Below are 20,884 nucleotides of genomic sequence, written 5' to 3'. Positions count from 1 at the left end.
TTTAACATATTCCTTTTCCAATTCTACCTCAGGTAAAAAATTTCTTTCTCCTATAATTCTTATTATTTTTACAGTCATTTCCATCAATCTTTTACTATGTCTTTGAGAATGTTCTACTGTTTAAGGAGTGAAAAAAGCACTTTGTATGAAGAAGGGTCCTCATATATCCTTCATGAATTTATTTAAAATTATTTGTAAATCAAAAAATTATATAATTTTGTCTATTAATAATTTGAATAAAAAAACAGGCTTAAAGCCTGTTTTTTTATTATCAATAATAATCTAAAGGGGGGAATCAAATATGTACGTAATCGTTGTATATGATGTAAATACAAAAAGAGTTGGTAAAGTACATAAACTTTTAAAAAAATATTTGAATTGGATTCAAAATTCTGCTTTTGAAGGGTATATAACTAATAATAAATTAAAAGAAATGAAAAATAATATAAACTCTATAACAAAGAAAGATGAAGATAGCATAATTTGTTTTGAAACATATACTAAAAAAAATATAGATTTTAATGTTTTTGGTATTGAAAAAAACAAATATGAAAATATTATCTAATAATTCCTGAAGTTACTAAATATTGTTATTATATAACATTTTGTTATTCGATCATAAAAAGATATAATAAATATATATATAAAATTAAATTTTAATATATCAGGTGATTAAATTGAGAATAAAAATAATTTTATCAGGAAAAAATATTGTTTTACCTATATCTTATCAATATTGTTTACAAGGACTATTTTATAACTTAATTACTAAAAAATACGATAGATTTCATGATGAAGGAGAAATGACAGACTCAAAAAATATGAAACCATTTTCTTTTTCTAAAATTTTTTGTAAAAGATATGAAGTAAAAAATAAAAAAATTTATTTTGGTGATGAAATTTGGATATATTTTTCTTCGCCTAACGAAAATTTATTGGAAGAATTTTTAGATCAATTAATAGAATTATCTAATATTAGAATAGGAAATAACTTTTTAACTATAAAAAGTATTAGAAGATTAAAATATACTTTTAGTGATTATGCATTAATAAAAACATTATCTCCAATATTAGTATATGAAAAATTTCAAAATGAAAATAAAACTTGGAAAATAATAAAATATAATCCAAAAGATTTAGAATTTATTGAAATAATAAAATATAACATAAATACAAAAGGTAAGTTATTAGGATTAAATACTGATTCTTTTAATATAGTTCCTCAAAGAATAAATCTTAGCAATAAAAGAGTAGTTAAATACAAAAAAGCTTTATTTGAAGCGTGGGAAGGGACTTATAAGATATATGGCAACAAAGAAGTATTAAAGTTAGCATTTGATTGGGGATTAGGTTTAAGAAATTCACAAGGATTTGGAATGATTGAAACTATATAATTCAAGGAGGTGCATTAAGTGAAAAAGATAGATATAGATATTAGAACTATATCACCTATGTTTTCAGGAAGAGGAGATAACTCATTTTCTTTAACTCCTCAAAGCGTAAGAGGGGTTCTTAGATTTTGGTTTAGAGCTGTATTACCAAGAGCTGTAAATATTGTAGATAATAAAGGAAATCCAAAAAATAAAGGTGAAGACTGTGAATGGAATTATAAACTATTAAAAGATATTGAAAGCTATATATTTGGATCTACAGAAATAAAATCACCATTTGATGTTATTGTTAAATTCGATATAAAAGATACTTCAGATAATACAGGAAAGTTTTTGACTAATGGAAAATATAATGAATATGCTTTATACGGACAAGAAAATAGATATTACTTAAAAGAAAATTCTAAAATCAATATTAAATTTATAATTAAAAGAAATATAAATGGTTTAGATAAAGTTTTGTTTTATTTATTAAACTTAACTTCTTACTTAGGTGGATTTGGAGCTAAAACAAGAAAAGGATTTGGAAGTTTTGAAATTATAAAACATGATAACTTTGAAATAAAAAATCATATAAAAAGTATAATAAATTGTTTAGAAATTTATTTGAAAGAATTAATAGAAGATATGAAAATAAATTATATTGAGAAAACTGGAATTTTTAAAGATGAAAAAATTAGAAATAATTTTTTCAATTTAAATAATATTAGTTATGATATACAAGAATTTACTTTTAGTCCAACATTTCCAACATTAATTAACAATAAATATAGTTCTTTAAATTCATATTTTTCATTCGATACATTTCTCGAACTATATGATTATCTATATAAACCTGATCCACAAGCCAAAAATTTAAATTATGAGAATTCATTAAATTTGAATATAGGAATGTATATAAAATTGAAAAAAATTCTTAGAGGTAAATATATTTTAGAAAATCAAAAAATAAAATTAAATACAGATTTAAGTCAAGATTCATTTCGAAAAGCTATATATGCTATAAAAGATCATAAAAAGCCATCCATTAAATTTGATCAATCATTTTTGGGTTTACCAATAAATTATAAAATTGGTAAAGATCATTTTAATGGGCTTAACTCAAATAAATATACTTTATCTAATACAGATGGAAGAAAAGCATCTCAAATGTTTATAAAAACATATATAGAAAATGGTAAATATAAGTATAGAATAACTTTAATAAAAAGTAAAATTACTAATGGTAAAACTTTTAGAAATGGTGAAAAAATAAATGATATTAAATTTAATCAAAAAAGAACAGAAATTGATGTTAAAGGAAATGAAAATGCTTTTAAAATCATGAAACTTTTAAAAACTTTAAAAATGATAGAAGAAGGAGGTAAGTAATGGATACTAACTTTTGGCATAGAAAAATAAATGCTTTATTACACGATCCAGTAGAAAAAGTATATACAATAAAAACTCATGAACAATTACAAAATAAAAGAATTTCAGAATTAAATATAACGCCACAAAAACCTGGCTCAGATATAATTGCAAGTTCTATAGAAAGAATACCTCTTCCAAATGAAAAGTCAAATTCACCTAATCAAAGAATTTATGTTAATAGTGATGAATTTTATATAATTCATCCTTTAACAGGAGAAAAAGTAAGTAGAGATGAAATAATTACTCAATTAAATGAAAAAGATATATGCAATCAATCTGACAAATTTTATGAAGAAATAAAAGAATATATAAAAAAAGAAGATCTAGATATAAATGATAATAGAGATTCAAAAAAATTATACAATTACATATGGTGGAACTTACCAAAGTCAGTAGAACAATCATATTTATTACCTGCTGATACAAGAGTACCAGATATTTCAATAATAGATCATTTAGATACAACAGCAGCATTTTCAAGTGTAACTACAGATAATTATTCGATAGTTATGATTTCACTTGGACCTGTACAAGAATTTATTGCTGCAGGAAGAAAGTTATCAGATCTTAGAAATGGTAGTTATTTACTTTCCTATTTAACCTATCAAGGAATTAAATATGTTGGACAAAATTATGGATATGACAGTATAATCTTTCCTTCAATGAGAGATAATTATTTCTTAGCAAAAGACTTAGGTTTTTATACAGATTCAATGGAAGTAGATCCAGCCGTTGCATCTCTCCCAAATGTATTTACTTTTTTAATACCCAAAAAAGAAGCTTCAGCAGTTGTTAATAAAATTGAAGAATGGATATTACTTGAAAGAAATAGCATTATAAACTTCTTCTTGGATAAAATAAAAAATAATACCTTAGATGAATTAAAAGAAAACGCTAGTTTTGAATTAATTACAGAGCATGGAATGAGTAAAGAAGAAATAATAAGAGAATTTGAAAATCAAATAAAACAATTTCCTACTATTGTATCAACAATTCAAAATATAGAAGATTTTAATACTTTAAACAATCAATACAAAGATTATACAGGAAAAGATATAACTCCATTAAAAAATACATTTGAAAATCTTAAAGACACATATATCGTTAAAGACTATCAATTTTATTCATATAATACAGAATTATTAGGTATAAAGTCAGGTATTAGAAAAGCTACAAGAGACTTTATAGGTCATATAGAATCAAACTCTAATCCTGGAGACGCTATATCAGGTAATGAAAAAGCATTAATAAAAGAAACATCTTTACATGATGGAGAAGAAAAAACAGAAAACATATCGGCTATTACATTGATAAAAAGATACTTACCAAATTATTTATGTAAACAAGGTTATAAAGAAGCAGGAAAAGGTTTAAAATCAACTAAAGATGATGATATAAAAGAAATTTCTAAAGATTACAATGCAGCAATATTATTAATGGATGGAGACAAAATGGGAGAATGGATTTCTGGTAAAAAAGCTCCATGTCTTTATCAAAGATTACATGAAAAAGCAATCCCACGCCTTGATAGAGTAGATAAAAAATATTTAGAAATATTAAAAGATATAAAGTTTACAATACCATCTTATCAAAGAACAATATCAAGAATATTGAATAATTTTTCAAAGTTAGTTCCAAAAATAATCAAAAAGTATAATGGAACGCTTATATATGCTGGTGGTGATGATGTACTTGCTATATTACCTTCTAATAAATTAATTCAAGCAGCAAATGATATAAGAAAAGCATACTCTGGTATAGACAACTTAGAATTAGAAAATCTTACTTTTAATAATGGGTATATGTACAAAGATGGAAAAATGATTTCAAATATGATGGGTTATAAAGCAACTATGAGTGCTGGATTATTGACATTTAATCCTAAATATAATTTAAAATTAGCATTAAACAAAGCAAGAGAACTTGAAAAAATAGCTAAAAATAATAAGAGGGATTCATTTGCTATAGCTTCTATAAGAGGATCTGGGAAAATAAAATCAGCTAAATCTAAATGGAGTTTACAACATGCAAATGCTTCAAAAGATATAATAACTGATATAAATAAATTAATGGAAAACTTAGAAAAAATAGATAAATCAAATCAAGCTTTTATAAGTAGATTAAAATTAGAATATAAAACTCTATGTTTTTCAAATAAAGAAAGAGTTTTAGAAGATTATGAATTTATAGAAAGAGTAATACCATTTATATTAAAAGATAGAATGCATTTAGAAACTTTGATAAAACCAACTCAAAAATTATTAAAGTTATTCAACGATAAAGAATTAAAATTAGAAGATATATTAAATATATTAGAAGAATTAGAATATTCATACAAAAAACCAAAAAGAGGTGGTGAATAAATGAAAAAGAAATTACTATTAATCAAACCTCTTGATTGGGTTGCTTTTAGAGCAGCCAAATCATTTTCTACAAGTGAAGATTCACATTTTCCAAATATAAAAACATTTTTAGGTGCATTATACGGTAATTTATATAACTTTGAAGGAAAATCAGCTAAAGAAATATCTCAATTAATGAAAGAAAAAGCTTTAGACATAACAGGACCATTTTTATACAAACAAAATGAAAATGATGATATAGATATATTCTTTAAAAAACCAGCTATATTAAAAAAAGAAAAAGATAATGATAATGAATGTTCAGATCAAATATATGATGATAAATGTTCAGGTCAAATATATAAAGCTTATATAGATAAAAACATTAAGTTTAATATAGGTAAAAAAGAATTAAATGGATTAAGATATAAAAAAATGGATAATTTAGATGATTTAAATAAAAACTTTATTAATTTAAAAGAATTAGAAGATTTAAAAGCTGGAAACTTAAACATAAAAGATATAGAAAAAAATTCTCCAACAAATATACCTTATAAAATAGAAAGAAAAATAGGTATAGAACTTGAAAAAGGAAAAAGAAGAACAAAAAAAGGCGGACTTTATTCATTAAATTACTTTAGATTTGAAGATAATGCAGGATTTTGTTTCTTTGTAGAAAAAGATGATTTAAAATTATTAGAAAAATACAATACAATAAAATTAGGAACAAAAGGAAAATTGGCTACTATTGAAGTAATAGAAATAGATACAACAATATTCGATAAAGTTAATGATGTAGAAAAAATATTGTATACCTTAACTCCTAGTTTTATGGAAAGTGGAATATTGCCTAAAAACTCAGAAAATATACAGGCAATAGCAAATTATAAATCAGAAACAATAGGTTTTTGGAACGGTGTTGAAAACAAACCAGGTGAATTAATAAAAGTAGTACCAGTAGGATCATGTTATTATACAAAAGGTGAAATTGATTCATTAACAGATGAATATGATTATTACGGATTTGGAAAATATATAGAATTAAAAAGATAAGGGAGGATTATAAATGAGCAAAAATGGTAAAGTTGGTTTTTTATATGCAATTTCTCAATTACATGCTGGAAAAGGATTCGATTCAGGAGTAGTAGATTTACCAATACAAAGAGAAGTACATACAGACTTTCCTATAATATCAGGAATAAAAGGTGCTTTTAGAAATGAATTTGAAGATGCATTTGGAAAAAATGAAGATATAAAAATATTCGGAAGCCCAAAAGAAAACGGAACAGAAGATCAATCAGGAAGTGTATCATTTTCAGAAGCAAAAATATTTTTATTTCCAGTAAGAAGTATTACAGAAGGATTTGTATGGATTACATGCCCTATGATATTAAGTAGATTAAACATATTATTTAAAATGCTTGGAAACGAAGCTTTAGAAGCAAAAGTTAGTAATTTATTAAAAACTATAAAATCAGATAAAGAATATTACTCATCAAATAAACCATCTATAAACATAGAAGAATATAAAGTAACTCCAGAATATTCAAAAGAATTAGTAGAATTTTTAGATTCAATAAAGGAAATATCACCAAATGAAATATTACAAAATAAATTAAAAGAAAAAGTATTAATAGTATCAGATGAAGATTTTAGATTTTTTATAAAAGGATCTACAGAAGTAATGGCAAGAATAAAAATAAACAATGAAAAAGGCGTAACAGAAAAAGGTGCTTTATGGTATGAAGAATACTTACCACAAGATACAGTAATGTACTTTATAGCAAAAACATTATTAAATGATCATGGACTTGATAAATTAACAAATACAACAGATAAACAATTTGTAAATATAGGCGGTAAATCTACAACAGGTAAAGGATTTACTTATATCAAATATTTATAAGGAGGATAGCTATATGAATAGAGATTTATCTATACAAAAACTAGCAAAAAAATGTGTAATATCTCATTGTAATACACTAGAAAAATCAAATTATAAATCATCAATAAAAAGTTTAGGATCAATGATAATACAAAACGGATTATATGGAACAGTAGTATTTTATAGAGCAAAAAAAGATAATCATTACAAATATATATTAGAAGATATGTCAAAATTTTTTGAAAAATTTTATGATTATAAAGATAAAAAAGATAACTTTTTATCTCTATTAGAATTTTTAGAAAAAGAAAAATTAAATGAATATCAAGATAGAATGTTAGAATTTACAAATTGGTATAGAAGATATGCAGATATATTCATAGAAAAAGATGAAAAAACAGAGGAAAAAAATAGGGGGTGAAATAATTTGAAGTTTTATAATGATACAATCAAAGAAATAAAAAATGCCTCTTTATATTATGATAAACTATCTTTTAGAATACAAAAAAACTTAAAAAATGACTTTAAAATAATAGAAAAAGAACTAGAAAAATTAGGTAAAAGAAATAGCTTTGAAGAAGTGGAAAGACAAAAAATTAGTCAAAAAATAGCAGATAAAGTAAATCCAAAACTAAAAGAAATTCAAATAACAAAAATAAGACCTGAAGTAGTTAGTAATCAAAAAAATTTAAATTTACAAATAAAAAAAGAAGAAAAATTAACTTTAAATATATTAAAAAGTGTATATGAAGCAAAAAAATTAGATGAAAAAAAATTCAGCAAAAGAATATACAAAGAAAATATTAAAGCCCTCGAAGTTGATGAAATATTCGAAAAATTAATACCATTGAGAGAAGATATGTTGAAATCATTAAATAATGTGCAAAAGAAAAAATCAATAACAATAATAGCAAAAAATTATACACCTTTTTTAATTGGAGCAGGAATACCTTCTATGGATGAAATAGGATTTTATTGGAATAGAAATTATGCCGTACCTACAATTCCAGGAAGCGTAATAAAAGGTGCATTTAGACATTATTTAGAAACAATGAATAAATTTGAAGAAAATGAAGAAATAAAAAAATTAATACCCATAATTTTCGGAAAACAAGATGAACGTGGACAAATAGAATTTTTAGAAGCAATACCAAAAAATAATCCAAAAATATTTGAAGAAATTCAAACCCCTCATTTTGATGATTATTATTCTAATAATAATCCACCTAATGATGTAAAAAATCCAACGCCATTGTCCTATTTAAGTGTAGAAGAAAACTGTGAATTTAGATTTGATTTAATAGTAAACAGTAAAACTATTGATGATAAAACAATTGAAAGAATAAGAGGATTATTTTTAGAATTTTTAGAAATATATGGATTAGGTGCAAAAACATCTAATGGATATGGAAGATTTGAAGAAGTTAAAAATTAATTTATAAGCGATAGTAATTTTATTACTATCGCTTACTCAAAATATCTATAAAAAATGATCATCCCTTAAAATACCTTATCTGTAAATTTCTGATTAAATATGAGATAAACATAAGAATTATGGTAAATAATAAATAATATATAAAATTATTATTTTCCAAAATATATATTATTTCTGTTTTTTGCTGAAATGCTGAATAAGCCAAGAAAAACACTATTATATCTAAAATATTAGTACTTTTAAAAGTTAGTCCAAAAAAATATGCTGTAATTATAATCATAAATTCTATAATCATAATATATATAATTTCTATGTATTTAGCTTCTAAAAGACTTTTTATTATTATTCCAGATAAACTTAAATTTAAAACTATGAAACCGGCTAATATAGATCCAAAAAATTGTTTATTTGAAAAATTATTAATATAAAAGGTTATATTTTGAACCCTCGTCTTATATTCTTTAGAAATTATATTTGAAACATATAAATAGCTTAAGAAAAAACTAAAATTATATACAAAAAAATAAGTTTCACTTTTTTGAAAAATAAAAATAAAAAAAATGAAAATTAAATTTAAAACTGTCAAAGCATATTTATTATTAATAATTATATTAATTTCTTTTGAAACCAATTGAAAAAAATTGAATTTATATTTTGTCTCTTGATCATTTATAAATTTCTTTATATCATAATCTTTTAACACATAATCTCTATCTCTTAAAAGAGTCATTTTATTTTTAAAAAAATCAAATTTCTTTTTCTTATATGGTTTAAAATCTTTAATCCCTTTAAACAAAAAAATAGATATTGTTAATATGATAATTCCTAAAAAAATTATAAACAATCTACTATACATATAGCATGGTTCTATAACTACATTATCAATTAAAAAAGTACCATAAACTCTATCTGTTAATAGTATGAATCCTCCCATATAATCGATAAAATATCCAACACCAAAAACATCCATATTTATTATATTTACATTATTTACTTGCATTAGACTATAGTACAATAAATAATGTCCCAAAATTATAAAAACAATTCCGCCAAATATATTTCTAAGAAATTTAACAGATTCAAATAATACTGATAAAGAAGCTATAAAAAATAATGCTGGAAGAGAAGTAAAAAACCAAACTTTAAATAAATTAATGACATTTATATTTAAGTCTTCACCTCTATATAATTGCATAAATCCTGCTGATATTATCAGTATAAATGTTATAATAAACATTATAAAAAATTTTGATAATTGTTTATAAACAAGGTAAGAACCTTTGCCTATACTTGAAGATGAAATAAAAACATCTAAATTATTTATCTTATCTTGATAAATAGTATTTCTTATAAAGAAAAAAGCAATCAAATAAAAAAAAGAATTTATAAATAATGCCATTTTTAAACCTATCCATGCAGAATTATATATTCCTCTTTTATGAGAATTTAATATATGTATTGGAGAATCATCTGGAGCTATAGTCAACATTCCAAAAAATATTGTTAATAAAGTTATATATACAAATTTTTTACTTCTTAAAAATTGTAAGACTTCTAATCTTGTAAGAGTGAGGATCTGATTTATTTTATTCATATCAATCATTCCTCATAAATTTAAAAATTTTACTTTTACTTTTCACATAATAAAAATATGCATCTTCTAAAGTAATATCAGAAATTTTTTCTGCATCTTTAACTTCATTATTAGAAATTATTCTGAACTCTAAAAAATCACCTCTATTAACTTCTTGAATTATAATATAATTATCTTCAATAATACTTCTTTCTTTTTCATCTTCTTTTTTTATTTGCTTTTTCCAAATTTTCCCTTTTATACTTTTTATAAAATTAGAATAATTATCTTCTTTTATAATACTTCCTTCATCCATCATTATTATGTCATCTGCAATATTTTCTATATCGCTTACTATATGAGTTGATAAAATTATTATTCTTTCTGAAGAAATTTCAGATAAAAGATTTTTAAAATTATTTCTTTCAGAAGGATCAAGACCTACAGTTGGTTCATCAAGTATTAAAATTTTAGGATTATTCAACAATGATTGTATTATTCCTATTCTTTGTTTCATTCCTCCAGAATAACTTATAAGAGGTTTATTTCTTACATTAAATATATTCATATATACTAAAAGATCATTTATTCTTTTTTTATATACACTTTTTTTTATTCCCTTTAATACAGAAAGATATTCAAGAAATTCATAACCACTTAATTCATCTAATAATCCAAAGTCTTGTGGCAAATAACCCAAAATTTTCTTTAATTCTTTTCTTCCTTTTTTATTATCATTTTCAAACAATATTTCTCCAAAACTTGGTTTTATAATGTCACATATTATTTTCATCAAAGTTGATTTACCAGCTCCATTAGGTCCTAACAATCCATATATTCCATTTTTTTCAAAAGTTATATTTGTTTCTTTAAGTGCTGTTTTAAATCCATAATTTTTTTCTAAATTTATAGTCTCAAGTCTCATTTTACCACTCCAAATTTTTATTAATAATTAATCTTTATCTATATATTTTTCTTTCTCTTTTTTCTTTTTTTCATATTTAAATATCAACCATAAGCCTATAAAAGTAATTAAAATCAGAGGTAAAAAATATTTTATAAAGTTTTCCATCACTAACTCTTTTCTTAATTCATTAACTATTGGAATTATATCTTCTTGATCTGGTTTAATATCGAGAGATTGAAGAAGTAGAACCCTAATCATATTAGAATATTCTTTTTTATCTTTTTCATAATAGGCCAATCCCAACTTTCTAAAAAGTTCCCAATCATCGGTAGAATATTCAGATGCTTTTTTATAATATTCTATTTTTATATTTAAATCATCTTCTATGTCTCCTAAAATTGTATAAGCATTTCTTTTTATATTTTCATTTTCATCTTTTATAAGATTTAAGGATATTTCTTTACTTTTTTCTTTTTGAGAAATATCTTTAAATATATCTGCTATATATAAAAGAGTTAATTCATCTTTCTTTTCAAAATTTGAATATATATTGTACAACTTTTCTATATTCTCAAAATCATCATATTTATGAGAATAATATACAAATAATTCTACTATTTCTTTATTTTCTGGATATTCATTTATTCCATATAATAATTCATTTTTTATAGTTTCTTTATCTACAATTTCTGAATAAATCCCAGAATAGTTTTTATAATATATAGTTATTGGGGTTAATTTATTATTTATATTATTTAATTTTTCAGATATGGATAATATGTCTTTGGCTAGAATATAGTCTTTGGTATTTTTATAATATTCTCCATTTATGTATAAATAAAAACTATTTATTATTTTGGAGTCTTCATTTAATATACTTTTAGTACTCTTTATTAAACTTAAAAATTCTTTTGGATTAGCAGTTTCAAGAATATTTATTATTTTTTGTTCTTCATCGGTGTAGTTTAGATTTTCTAAAGATCGTACTTGTGTACCCATCTTCCATCTTTTTATTAAATCACCAAAGTATTGAACTTCTTTTGAACTATTTTTTAAAAGATTTTGAAAATCAAAATCATACATCAATATATCAAGACTTTGAGCATAAATAGTTGCAATCGTTGTCAAAAATATTAATATTAATGTTTTTTTCATTTTTTCGCCTCCAAAAATAATATATTTACTTTATTATAATAATATGTTATCATTTATCATATGGTTTGCAAGTTAATTTATTTTTTTTAAATAATCATCTAATCTTATTTTAAAGTTGTTTAATTTTAAAAAATTAAAACTATTTTTAACTAACTTAATTATTATTTTTTTTTATTATTTTGAAATTATCTTTTATTAAGGTGTTTAAGACTTTTTATTTTTTTATTTTTTATGTAAGTAAATTTTTTGTAAATTAATTACTTATATATTAAGAGGTGGCTAAATGAATTTGAAAAAACTTTTTGAAGTTCTAAATTATGATTCTATTTCTTTTCCTTTTTTAAATTTTTTTATTTTCTATGAAGATGATGATTTAATTAAAAGTTTTCTTAAGAGTTTGAAGTATAAGTGGGTTTTGGATGAAAAGAATTCATTAATAGAGATTAATAAAGTTCTAAATGAAACTTCTAAAAATATTAATAAAAACAAAAGTTTAAGAACTATTGCTTTGTTTACAAAAGCCCATATTTACAATACTTTTAATGAAGATGAACAAATGATGGATATGTATAATGAAATAAGACAAAATTTTTGTTTACTTCCAAGGTATTTGAGACCTTTTATAAATACGGGAATGAAAAATTTTTATAGTATTTTGAATACTTATGAAGTTAAAGAATTGAGAAGTTGGAGTAAAGAGTATGAAAATAGGTCTTCAAGTAAGGCTTTTAAGCTTTTTGCCGAAGCAAGAAAGCAAGTGAATTTAAAAAATTATAAAAAAGCAATTTCATTATATATAAAAGGCTCGGAAGAAGGTAAAAAGTACCCTCACCCAACCGCTATATTAATAGGTTTAGATTTAGCTTGTCAGTATTCATTGAATATTTCTAATGAGAGAATTTTTGATTTATCAGAAGATCTTGAGTTTTATTCAAGTTTTTATTATGAAAATATATCTATTATTTTTGATAATTTATTTACTATATTTGAAGTTTATAAAAAGTACAATAATTTAAATATTCATAAGATTTCTTCTTTAATACTTAGAAATAAAGATAAAATTAAAAGTTCTGATTATTTTGATAAGAAAATTTATAATATTCAAAAATTATATTTTTCTAAAGAAAAAAAATCTTATAAAACAACAAAACATTTATCTTCTTTTTTAAATAAATTTCTAAAAATCAATGGTTCTTTTCCAAAAAATACTTTAAAAAGGATTATTAATCAAGAAGTTTCTTTTATAAAATCGTATACATTAAAAAGAATTATTAAGTCTTATGATATAAAATTTAAGACTTCTAATCCTAACTGTATAAATTGTGAATTAATAAAAATTGATATAGAAGATAAATTTTCAATTTATTCTTTAAAAAAATACAATTTAGTTGATTTATGGAATAATATATTGTTTACTTATATGTCTTTGGATGAAAAATTTTTTAATATCTCTGATATATATAAAATGAGAGATAATTATTCAAATTTAATTAATTTTTTTAGTTCAAATTATATATTTATGGATTTTTTTATTGCTGTTTTTGAGCCTATTCCATTTTTTAAAGCTCGAAAAGATTTGATAAAATTAACATTCAATGAATTAAACATAGATAATTTTTATTATTTATATTTGAATATTTCTAATACCGAAAGATCTTTAATGGATGGTTTTATAAGGAATTATTCAAGATATAAAAATATAAAATTTCATTTTAATTTGATAGATTTATTTAACAATTATGATGAAAATAATTGGAAAGAGGCTATAGAAGTTATGGCTGATTTTCTTGAACTGAATAGAATCTTTTGTTATATATCTTTTTGGTGTTTCGAAGATTTTGAAAGAGAGTCTTTTTTTAACATTTTAAATTTATTGAATAGATAGGTGTATTATAAAATACACCTATCTATTTTAATTAGTTAAAAAGAAAATGATTAAAAATATCGCTATAAACATCAATAATTTAATTATGAAATCTTTTTTTGTTATTCTTTTTTGTTTAATAGCTATTATTCCTCTGTATATAAAAAATATGGCTATAGCAATGAAGAATATTATAAGAATTATATTTAAAGTGTTCATCTAAATCCCCCCATTTATTTAATATCCAACTAAAGAGCCTTTCTTTTTAGCTGATTTTTCTATTATTAAAAATGTTATAATTCCAAAAAAAATCCAAAATATAGCTATTATCCACAAAAGGAGATAGTCTTGACTTAAAAAAACATTTGTTTTATCATTAATTATTAAACTTTGTATTAATTCTACTCCTTGTCCAAGTGTAAAAGACTTTGAAATGATTTGAATGGTTAATGGCAATTTTGAGAAAGGAATAAATATTCCACTTATAAACAATAAAGCATAACTCAATAGTTGATTTAATTGTCCTATTCTTTTAAATTTTAACACTAAAGCTGAAGACATTATTCCTATTCCGTATACTCCCATTATTGTAGGTATGAATATCAAAATACTTTTTAGTATTATTTCTACACTTATGTTTGGTTTTAAACTTAAAAAGCCTATTAATCCTATTGTAAAAACTTTTATTGATTGATTTATTATATTTGCTATTATGTTTGTGTTTAGAACAGTTATGAATGAAAAATTTCCTAAATATAATCTCTCAAGTATTCCGGATTGTCTCATATAAAGTATTTCATTGGCAGGATGATTTATGCCTGACATTGTATACATCCACATCATATATCCCATTATATACAATGTTTGTTCTATGTTATTTAATGGTCTATTATTTAGTCCATTTATTCCATTAAATATACCCGCAAATATTAGATAAGTTATTGCAAAGTTTGTAAATGTATACATTTTATATCTTATAAAATTAATTTTAAAAATGTTTTTTATTTCTTGAATTAAAAAATTTATATATTTCATAATTCATACCCCTTAGTAATATTTAAATATATTTCTTTTAGATCTGGAAGTTTTTGTTTGGAGGATATTATTTCTACATTTAAATCTTTTAGAATATTTATTACATCATAAAATAAATTTTTATCTTTATACCCAGAAAAACTGAAATTGTTTTTATCAAAATTTTCTATTATTATGTTTTTATTTTTTTGGATTTCATTTTTTATTAAATTATAATTATTAAATTTATATTCTATGGTATAACTTTTAGAATTTAGTAAATCTTGTTTTAATGTATTTACAGTTTCATCTATTAGAATTTCTCCTTTGTGGAGTATGATAACTCTTTGACATAGTTTTTCCATAATATCCATATCATGACTCGTTATGATTATAGATTTTTTTTCTTTTAATAAATTTTTTATAGTTTTTATCATTATATCTTTGCTTTCTAAATCTAATCCAAGAAATGGTTCATCCATAAGTATAATATTTGGATTTCCAATTAAGGTTGTTGCAAGAGATAGTTTTTGTTTCATTTCAACTATACACTTTCCAACAAGGTAAAAGTCAAGGGTAAAAAAATAAAGAGTCTTAAGACTCTTTATTTTTTAGTATATATTGTATTTTTGCTACCGCTTTTATAATACCCATAGTTCCTATTACACAGCCAAATGCCAATGCTCCAAGTTTTCCACCAGCACCAACATAGTTTGATGCTGTAAATGAGAAAAGTAATGCTACAAAAAATGATATAAATAATTGATAATAGTTATTATATACTCTTTCAGTTTTTGACATTCCAGCAAAAGAAGCTGCCATGAGTACCTTTGATAGTATTATTGAAGTATTATCTTTAAATATTATTGAAAATATTATACTTCCAATAAAACTCATTATACCTGAATAAAGCACAGTTCTATTATCATATCTTCCATGTATTTTATATATTATGTATGAGGAGAGAAAAGCTATTATGAATATTAATATTGGGGATATATTTGTTTGTACTTTATTGTTATATATATCTATTTTAAATATTACAGATAGAATAAACCACCCGGCAAATGCTTTTGCTCCAAGTTTTCCTCCATATCCATCATAAACTCCATAAGTCAGTATAAATACAGCTGAGGTTAATATACTCGCAAATAAGAGATGATAAAAATCGTATTGTAATGTAGGAGATATAAGACTTATAAAAGATCCTGAATAAAAAGCAACAGAGTAAGTTGGAAATATGAAACTACCTATTATAGCGCTGAGTGCCGCAGAAGTAACTATTCCCATACCAGTTGTTTTTTCTATGAAATATGCTATGAGTGTTCCAAATATTACAGAAAAGAATGTCATTATATAACCTTTAAAGAAACTTCTAAAATAATTGTATAATATATGATTTATCTCATCTATCATATTTATTAATATACCTATTATCATTATAATTGCAGATATGTTTATAAATATATTACTTTGTTTTGAAAGTACTATTTCTACAATCATTAGAACTATTGGTATTATTGTGAGTAAAAGATATCCGATAAATCTTAGTATCATATTTTCAACTCCAATTATTTTTTTGTGAATATTTTTTTATAAATTCTTTTGAATTTTTATCTTGATTATACAGTACTTTATAGGCGTTTATCGTTTCTATTATTTTTTCATCTTTTGTATTTAATATGGGAACATCTACTCCATTTGTCAATGCAAAAGCAAGAAATGTTGAATTTATGACTTTTCTATATGGAAGTCCAAATGATATATTGCTTATTCCAAGTGTTGTACATACTTTGAATTTTTCTTTTATTATTTTTAATGCTTTTAATGTTTTTTGTGTTTGTTCTGGATGGGATAAAGCTGTTAATGCGAGAGTATCGAATATTAAATCTTTTTTATTTATTTGATATTTTTGAGCTTCTTTTATTATTTTTTCAGCTATATCAACTCTTTTTTGAATGGTTTTTGGTATTCCATCATCATCGAAAGTTAAGGCAATTATTAATGCACCATATTTTTTAGCTATTGGAAATATTTTATCCATAGAGCTTTGTTTTCCATTCACAGAGTTTATTATTGGTTTACCATTGTATATTCTTACAGCATTTTCTATAACTTCAGAGTTCATAGAGTCTATTTGTAATGGTATATCTACTGTGCTTTGTATTGATTTTATTATGTTTACCATATTTTCTTTTTCATTTGTTGATTTGACAGATACGTTTATATCGAGTATATCAGCACCTTCATTTTTTTGTTTTAAAGCAAGTTTTATTATTTCATCATAATTTTTATTTTTTATACTATTTTGTAATTTATTCTTTCCCGCAGGATTTATTCTTTCTCCTATCAATTTTAAACCTTGTCCAAGAAATACTGTTTTTGAATTAGAGGATGTAGCAGTATATTCTTCTGCATTATTTGGTTTATATTTTTTGTCTTTTATATATTGACATAATTCTTTTGTTTTATTTTTTGATATAAAATGAGTACTATCAATAAATTTAATTCCTTTTTTTATTATTTCTTCATATTTATTCAAATTTATATTATTTTCAATACTTGGATTTATTATTAAAGGTGTATTTGTATATTTTAAAAATTCTTTTATTATTTTTATAATCTGATCAGATTTTGATAAATAATTGAATCCAATAGCATTTATTTTTAATGAACTCAATACATTTGATATTGTTATTATATCTGTTCCTTTAGAAGTTTTTAAATTTTCGTTTAATTGCATACTACATAATATTGGCAAGTTTGAATTTTCTTTTGAGGCTATTATAGCTGCTTTAGCTTGTATTAAAGAAGACATTTGTTCTATATATATCATATCTACGCCATACTTTTCTGCACATAATATTTGTTCTTTATATAAATTATATATTATTTCAAAATCTTCAAATGATTCTTTTGTTTTTTCTATAGGTCCTATATTAATGGCTATATGTTTTGCATTAGCTTTTTTGGCATTTTCAATAGCTGATTTTATTATTTGTTCTACTGTATATTTTGTTTTTGAAATTTTTAATCTATTAGCTTGAAATGTATTTGTCTTTATTATATCTACACCATTTTTTATACTATTTTTATGGGCTTGAATTATTTTTTCTGGATTTTCAATGTTTAATATTTCTGAATTTTGAATAATTTTATTTGATCCTTCTAATGTATATATTTTATCTTCTAAAAACATTATTTTTCACTTCTCCTTGAATCTCATTTTTAAGATCTATATAAATATTTTAACAAATTTTTATATATTTTTTGATTTAAGTAAATATTATTATTTAATGTTATAATAGTTTTAACTATTATGGAGGAGGGTTTTATGAAAAAAAAGGTTATAGAGAAGAAATTAGAAGATAAGATTCAATCTTCTGAGAAGCTTAATAATCAAAATTTTATTTCAAAATCTATTTATGGTACTATCCTTATATATGCACTTATAATAGTGGAAGAAAATACTAATTCATCTTTTTTACAAGTTGTCTTATCTATTATTTTTACATCTTTTGCAATAGTTATTGCAGAGTTTTATTCGGAAATAATAGCCGCATTATTTGTAAAAAAAAGACGTTTAATATTTGATGAAGTTAAAGAGATTTTTAAAGAAACAATTCCTGTAATCATAGGATCTCAAATCCCAACTTTAGTATTTATATTGGCTCATATATTCGATTTTAGTAGAAAGAATGTTTTTTTATTGACTAAATTAGGTGGTATATTTGCTTTGTTTTTATATGGTTATTTGACTGGAAAGAATATGTATAATGATAAGAAAAGGGCTTTAAAGGTCGGGTTTATAAATATTGCAATTGGTTCTGGAATTATTGTCATAAAAGCTTTATTACATTAAAAAAAGAGGCTTTAAGCCTCTTTTTTATATTTTAAATGTGTCGACTATGTTTTTTAATTTTTCAGATATTTCTTTTAGATATGAGCTGTTTTGTTCGAGTTCATCAGATGATTCAGCTGATTCTTCTATTGTTTTTAGAAGTTCTGCCATATCTTCTTTTATGCTGTATATAGATTTTGAAGATGTGTCAACTGCACTTGAAATTTCTTCAGTACTTGCACTTTGTTCTTCACTGGTTGCTGTGAGATTTTCTATCATATTATCTATTTGCATTATTTTTTCTCTTATTAAAGCAAATTGTGATTCCACTGAATCTGCTTTTTCTGATATATTTTCAACTATTCCAACAGTTTTTTGTGTTGCAACATCTGCAGATTTTACTCCATCTTTTATATCTTTTAATATACCTTCTATTTCAACTGTAGTTTTACTACTTTCTTCTGCAAGTTTTCTTATTTCTTCTGCAACAACTGAGAATCCTTTACCAGCTTCACCTGCACGAGCTGCTTCTATTGCAGCATTCAAAGCCAAAAGGTTGGTTTGATCGGCTATACTGTCTATCTTTTCAACTATTTCACCTATATTTTGTGATTTTTCCCAGACTATATTTACTATATTTGATGTATCTTTTGATTGATTATCTGCATCTCTTATGAATTTAACTATTTCTTTTATGCTTATTTCACCATTTTTTGTGGATTCATATACATCTTTTGAATAATCGCTCAAATCTTGAGCCGATAAAGACACGGTTTGTGCTGAAGCTGCAACTTCTTCAACACTTGAACTAACTTCTTCTATTGAAGATGAAGAATTTTCTATATTATCATTTATATGTTCTGATTTTTCAAGTGATTTTTTAGACATGTTTAGATTTATATCTGAACTCTTTTTTAAGCTCTTAGATGAATCATTTAATGTCATTGCAGAGTCTCTTAATTCATTTATTAAATTTGTGTAAGTATCAACCAATTTATTTACTGATTTTGATATAGATCCTATTTCATCTCTTCTCTTTAAATATTCATCTATTTCTGTTTTATTTATTTCTTTGAAGTTTTTTTCGGATAGATTATCAACTATATTTGATAATTTTTTTATTGGTTTTGAAACTGAATTACTTATTATGAATGAAACTCCTACTATAATACCAAGTATTATGAGAGTTATAAAGGTATTTCCTTTATATAATTCTCTGACAACTTCATTGAACTGGCTTATTGGCATATAAAATGCAAAAACCCAATTAGGAGTATTATCTACTTTTTTATAAGCAGCAAAGTATTTATTTCCATTTTCATCTTCAAATAAATTAAGTCCAGAATTTTTACTTATTACATCTGATACTATGGATTCCAAACCAGAAAATCCTTTTTCTTGAGATTGCATTAAATTTAAGCTCATTATGTATTTTTCTTCTTTATGATACATAACTTTTCCCGTTCCATCTATAATCATAGGAAATCCTGCATCGCCTAATTTTATTCCTTGCGTAAAATCTTTTAATTTTTCAAGTGATATTTCTACTCCCAATGTACCAGCAATTTCACCATCTTCATTTCTTACTTCTTGAAAAATTGCAAATACATTTTTTGAGTTGAATGAAGATTTATAAGCATTACTTATATTCATTTTTTTGCTTTTCATATATGTTGTATATGAATTCATATTGCTTAAGTTTATATCTTTATTCGTTGCAGTAAATCCCCTACCATTTTTATTCACAAAAAATAAATCATTGTATATATTATCTCTGTATTTATTTAAATTGTTCATTTCTTTAATCATACCAAGTTTATCTTCTAAAATAAATTCATCTGAATTTGCAAGAAGTTTTAAATCATCTACTCTTGCCAATACAAAGTTCTCAAGTTCATCTTCTCTTGCATTTACAACTTCACTCACAAATCCCTCTATCAATGGAGTCAGTTCTCTTTTAGCATTTATAGATATTTCGATCCCCAAAATAGCGAATGATGAAATTACTGAAACAAGTATTAAAAAAAGGATTCTTTTATTGAGTGTTTTAAAGTTTATACCCAT

General features: G+C 23.1%; 19 protein-coding genes. 10 read left to right on the top strand and 9 right to left on the bottom strand.

Translation table 11 applies throughout. The annotated features are described in order from the left end of the window. The first annotated feature begins 301 nt into the window (after window positions 1–301). The 8 genes from cas2 (at window position 302) to cmr6 (ending at window position 8,466) form a co-directional block, all read left to right on the top strand. A complete protein-coding gene (gene cas2 / locus PWP28_RS07540; protein ID WP_308644514.1) occupies window positions 302–565 on the top strand; it encodes a CRISPR-associated endonuclease Cas2 in 264 nt (87 codons plus the stop codon). Window positions 566–677: 112 nt separating this feature from the next. Beyond that, a complete protein-coding gene (gene cas6, locus PWP28_RS07535; protein WP_308644513.1) occupies window positions 678–1,394 on the top strand; it encodes a CRISPR-associated endoribonuclease Cas6 in 717 nt (238 codons plus the stop codon). A gap of 18 nt (window positions 1,395–1,412) precedes the next feature. Next, window positions 1,413–2,762 carry a type III-B CRISPR module RAMP protein Cmr1 gene (gene cmr1, locus PWP28_RS07530; protein ID WP_308644512.1) on the top strand — a complete coding sequence of 450 codons (1,350 nt, stop codon included), beginning with the start codon at window positions 1,413–1,415 and terminating at the stop codon, window positions 2,760–2,762. Next, on the top strand, window positions 2,762–5,167 hold the full coding sequence (cas10, locus tag PWP28_RS07525) for a type III-B CRISPR-associated protein Cas10/Cmr2 (protein WP_308644511.1): 2,406 nt from the start codon (window positions 2,762–2,764) through the stop codon (window positions 5,165–5,167). The genes cmr1 and cas10 overlap by 1 nt, the downstream gene beginning before the upstream one ends. Beyond that, window positions 5,168–6,199 carry a type III-B CRISPR module-associated protein Cmr3 gene (cmr3, locus tag PWP28_RS07520; RefSeq protein ID WP_308644510.1) on the top strand — a complete coding sequence of 344 codons (1,032 nt, stop codon included), beginning with the start codon at window positions 5,168–5,170 and terminating at the stop codon, window positions 6,197–6,199. Between the two features lie 13 nt (window positions 6,200–6,212). Continuing rightward, a complete protein-coding gene (cmr4, locus tag PWP28_RS07515) occupies window positions 6,213–7,052 on the top strand; it encodes a type III-B CRISPR module RAMP protein Cmr4 (protein WP_308644509.1) in 840 nt (279 codons plus the stop codon). 13 nt (window positions 7,053–7,065) lie between these two features. After that, window positions 7,066–7,452: a type III-B CRISPR module-associated protein Cmr5 gene (cmr5, locus tag PWP28_RS07510; RefSeq protein WP_308644508.1), complete on the top strand. Its 387-nt coding sequence runs from the start codon at window positions 7,066–7,068 to the stop codon at window positions 7,450–7,452. A gap of 6 nt (window positions 7,453–7,458) precedes the next feature. Further along, window positions 7,459–8,466: a type III-B CRISPR module RAMP protein Cmr6 gene (gene cmr6, locus PWP28_RS07505; RefSeq protein ID WP_308644507.1), complete on the top strand. Its 1,008-nt coding sequence runs from the start codon at window positions 7,459–7,461 to the stop codon at window positions 8,464–8,466. 58 nt (window positions 8,467–8,524) lie between these two features. Here cmr6 and PWP28_RS07500 read toward each other — a convergent pair whose 3' ends face one another. Genes PWP28_RS07500 through PWP28_RS07490 form a run of 3 tightly spaced genes read right to left on the bottom strand, consistent with a single transcriptional unit; the run spans window position 8,525 to window position 12,101 of the window. Then, window positions 8,525–10,060: a hypothetical protein gene (locus tag PWP28_RS07500; protein WP_308644506.1), complete on the bottom strand. Its 1,536-nt coding sequence runs from the start codon at window positions 10,058–10,060 to the stop codon at window positions 8,525–8,527. Between the two features lies 1 nt (window position 10,061). Continuing rightward, entirely contained in the window at window positions 10,062–10,964 is a 903-nt protein-coding gene (locus tag PWP28_RS07495) for an ATP-binding cassette domain-containing protein (RefSeq protein ID WP_109604800.1), read from the bottom strand. 27 nt (window positions 10,965–10,991) lie between these two features. Then, window positions 10,992–12,101 carry a hypothetical protein gene (locus tag PWP28_RS07490; RefSeq protein WP_308644505.1) on the bottom strand — a complete coding sequence of 370 codons (1,110 nt, stop codon included), beginning with the start codon at window positions 12,099–12,101 and terminating at the stop codon, window positions 10,992–10,994. Between the two features lie 283 nt (window positions 12,102–12,384). On the opposite strand from PWP28_RS07490, the gene PWP28_RS07485 reads away from it, so the two are divergent. Next, window positions 12,385–13,986 (top strand): hypothetical protein, encoded by a 1,602-nt coding sequence (locus PWP28_RS07485; protein ID WP_308644504.1) that lies wholly within the window; start codon window positions 12,385–12,387, stop codon window positions 13,984–13,986. 27 nt (window positions 13,987–14,013) lie between these two features. Here the strand turns inward: PWP28_RS07485 and PWP28_RS07480 are convergent, their stop codons facing one another. From PWP28_RS07480 to PWP28_RS07460, 5 genes are read right to left on the bottom strand one after another with little or no spacing between them, the layout of a single operon-like run. After that, window positions 14,014–14,184, bottom strand: coding sequence for a hypothetical protein (locus tag PWP28_RS07480; protein ID WP_308644503.1), 171 nt, complete (start codon window positions 14,182–14,184; stop codon window positions 14,014–14,016). Window positions 14,185–14,202: 18 nt separating this feature from the next. Next, window positions 14,203–15,000, bottom strand: coding sequence for an ABC transporter permease (locus PWP28_RS07475; RefSeq protein ID WP_308644502.1), 798 nt, complete (start codon window positions 14,998–15,000; stop codon window positions 14,203–14,205). Continuing rightward, window positions 14,997–15,518 (bottom strand): hypothetical protein, encoded by a 522-nt coding sequence (locus PWP28_RS07470; protein ID WP_308644501.1) that lies wholly within the window; start codon window positions 15,516–15,518, stop codon window positions 14,997–14,999. Before PWP28_RS07470 ends, PWP28_RS07475 begins: the two co-directional genes overlap by 4 nt. Window positions 15,519–15,573: 55 nt before the next feature. Next, window positions 15,574–16,536 (bottom strand): hypothetical protein, encoded by a 963-nt coding sequence (locus PWP28_RS07465; RefSeq protein WP_308644500.1) that lies wholly within the window; start codon window positions 16,534–16,536, stop codon window positions 15,574–15,576. A 4-nt stretch (window positions 16,537–16,540) separates the two neighbouring features. After that, the gene (locus PWP28_RS07460; RefSeq protein WP_308644499.1) at window positions 16,541–18,178 is read right to left on the bottom strand and encodes a homocysteine S-methyltransferase family protein; all 1,638 of its coding nucleotides are present in this window, start codon (window positions 18,176–18,178) and stop codon (window positions 16,541–16,543) included. Between the two features lie 135 nt (window positions 18,179–18,313). On the opposite strand from PWP28_RS07460, the gene PWP28_RS07455 reads away from it, so the two are divergent. After that, complete coding sequence (locus tag PWP28_RS07455; RefSeq protein ID WP_305081579.1) at window positions 18,314–18,841, top strand: hypothetical protein; 528 nt, start codon at window positions 18,314–18,316, stop codon at window positions 18,839–18,841. 24 nt (window positions 18,842–18,865) lie between these two features. On the opposite strand, the gene PWP28_RS07450 is transcribed toward PWP28_RS07455, so the two are convergent. Next, window positions 18,866–20,884 (bottom strand): methyl-accepting chemotaxis protein, encoded by a 2,019-nt coding sequence (locus PWP28_RS07450; RefSeq protein WP_308644498.1) that lies wholly within the window; start codon window positions 20,882–20,884, stop codon window positions 18,866–18,868.

It is taken from the genome of Oceanotoga sp., assembly GCF_030445905.1.
GTDB classification, from domain to species: domain Bacteria; phylum Thermotogota; class Thermotogae; order Petrotogales; family Petrotogaceae; genus Oceanotoga; species Oceanotoga teriensis.
This window is presented reverse-complemented; position numbering and strand designations above follow the sequence as displayed.

Bases quoted from the DNA above. Each gene is read 5' to 3' on its own strand.
- PWP28_RS07475 (WP_308644502.1), bottom strand. From the start codon at position 15,000: ATGAAATATATAAATTTTTTAATTCAAGAAATAAAAAACATTTTTAAA.
- cmr5 (WP_308644508.1), top strand. From the start codon at position 7,066: ATGAATAGAGATTTATCTATACAAAAACTAGCAAAAAAATGTGTAATA.
- PWP28_RS07460 (WP_308644499.1), bottom strand. From the start codon at position 18,178: ATGTTTTTAGAAGATAAAATATATACATTAGAAGGATCAAATAAAATT.
- PWP28_RS07480 (WP_308644503.1), bottom strand. From the start codon at position 14,184: ATGAACACTTTAAATATAATTCTTATAATATTCTTCATTGCTATAGCC.
- cmr4 (WP_308644509.1), top strand. From the start codon at position 6,213: ATGAGCAAAAATGGTAAAGTTGGTTTTTTATATGCAATTTCTCAATTA.
- PWP28_RS07465 (WP_308644500.1), bottom strand. From the start codon at position 16,536: ATGATACTAAGATTTATCGGATATCTTTTACTCACAATAATACCAATA.
- PWP28_RS07490 (WP_308644505.1), bottom strand. From the start codon at position 12,101: ATGAAAAAAACATTAATATTAATATTTTTGACAACGATTGCAACTATT.
- PWP28_RS07470 (WP_308644501.1), bottom strand. From the start codon at position 15,518: ATGAAACAAAAACTATCTCTTGCAACAACCTTAATTGGAAATCCAAAT.
- PWP28_RS07485 (WP_308644504.1), top strand. From the start codon at position 12,385: ATGAATTTGAAAAAACTTTTTGAAGTTCTAAATTATGATTCTATTTCT.
- PWP28_RS07450 (WP_308644498.1), bottom strand. From the start codon at position 20,884: ATGGGTATAAACTTTAAAACACTCAATAAAAGAATCCTTTTTTTAATA.
- cas2 (WP_308644514.1), top strand. From the start codon at position 302: ATGTACGTAATCGTTGTATATGATGTAAATACAAAAAGAGTTGGTAAA.
- cmr3 (WP_308644510.1), top strand. From the start codon at position 5,168: ATGAAAAAGAAATTACTATTAATCAAACCTCTTGATTGGGTTGCTTTT.
- PWP28_RS07455 (WP_305081579.1), top strand. From the start codon at position 18,314: ATGAAAAAAAAGGTTATAGAGAAGAAATTAGAAGATAAGATTCAATCT.
- PWP28_RS07500 (WP_308644506.1), bottom strand. From the start codon at position 10,060: ATGAATAAAATAAATCAGATCCTCACTCTTACAAGATTAGAAGTCTTA.
- cas10 (WP_308644511.1), top strand. From the start codon at position 2,762: ATGGATACTAACTTTTGGCATAGAAAAATAAATGCTTTATTACACGAT.
- PWP28_RS07495 (WP_109604800.1), bottom strand. From the start codon at position 10,964: ATGAGACTTGAGACTATAAATTTAGAAAAAAATTATGGATTTAAAACA.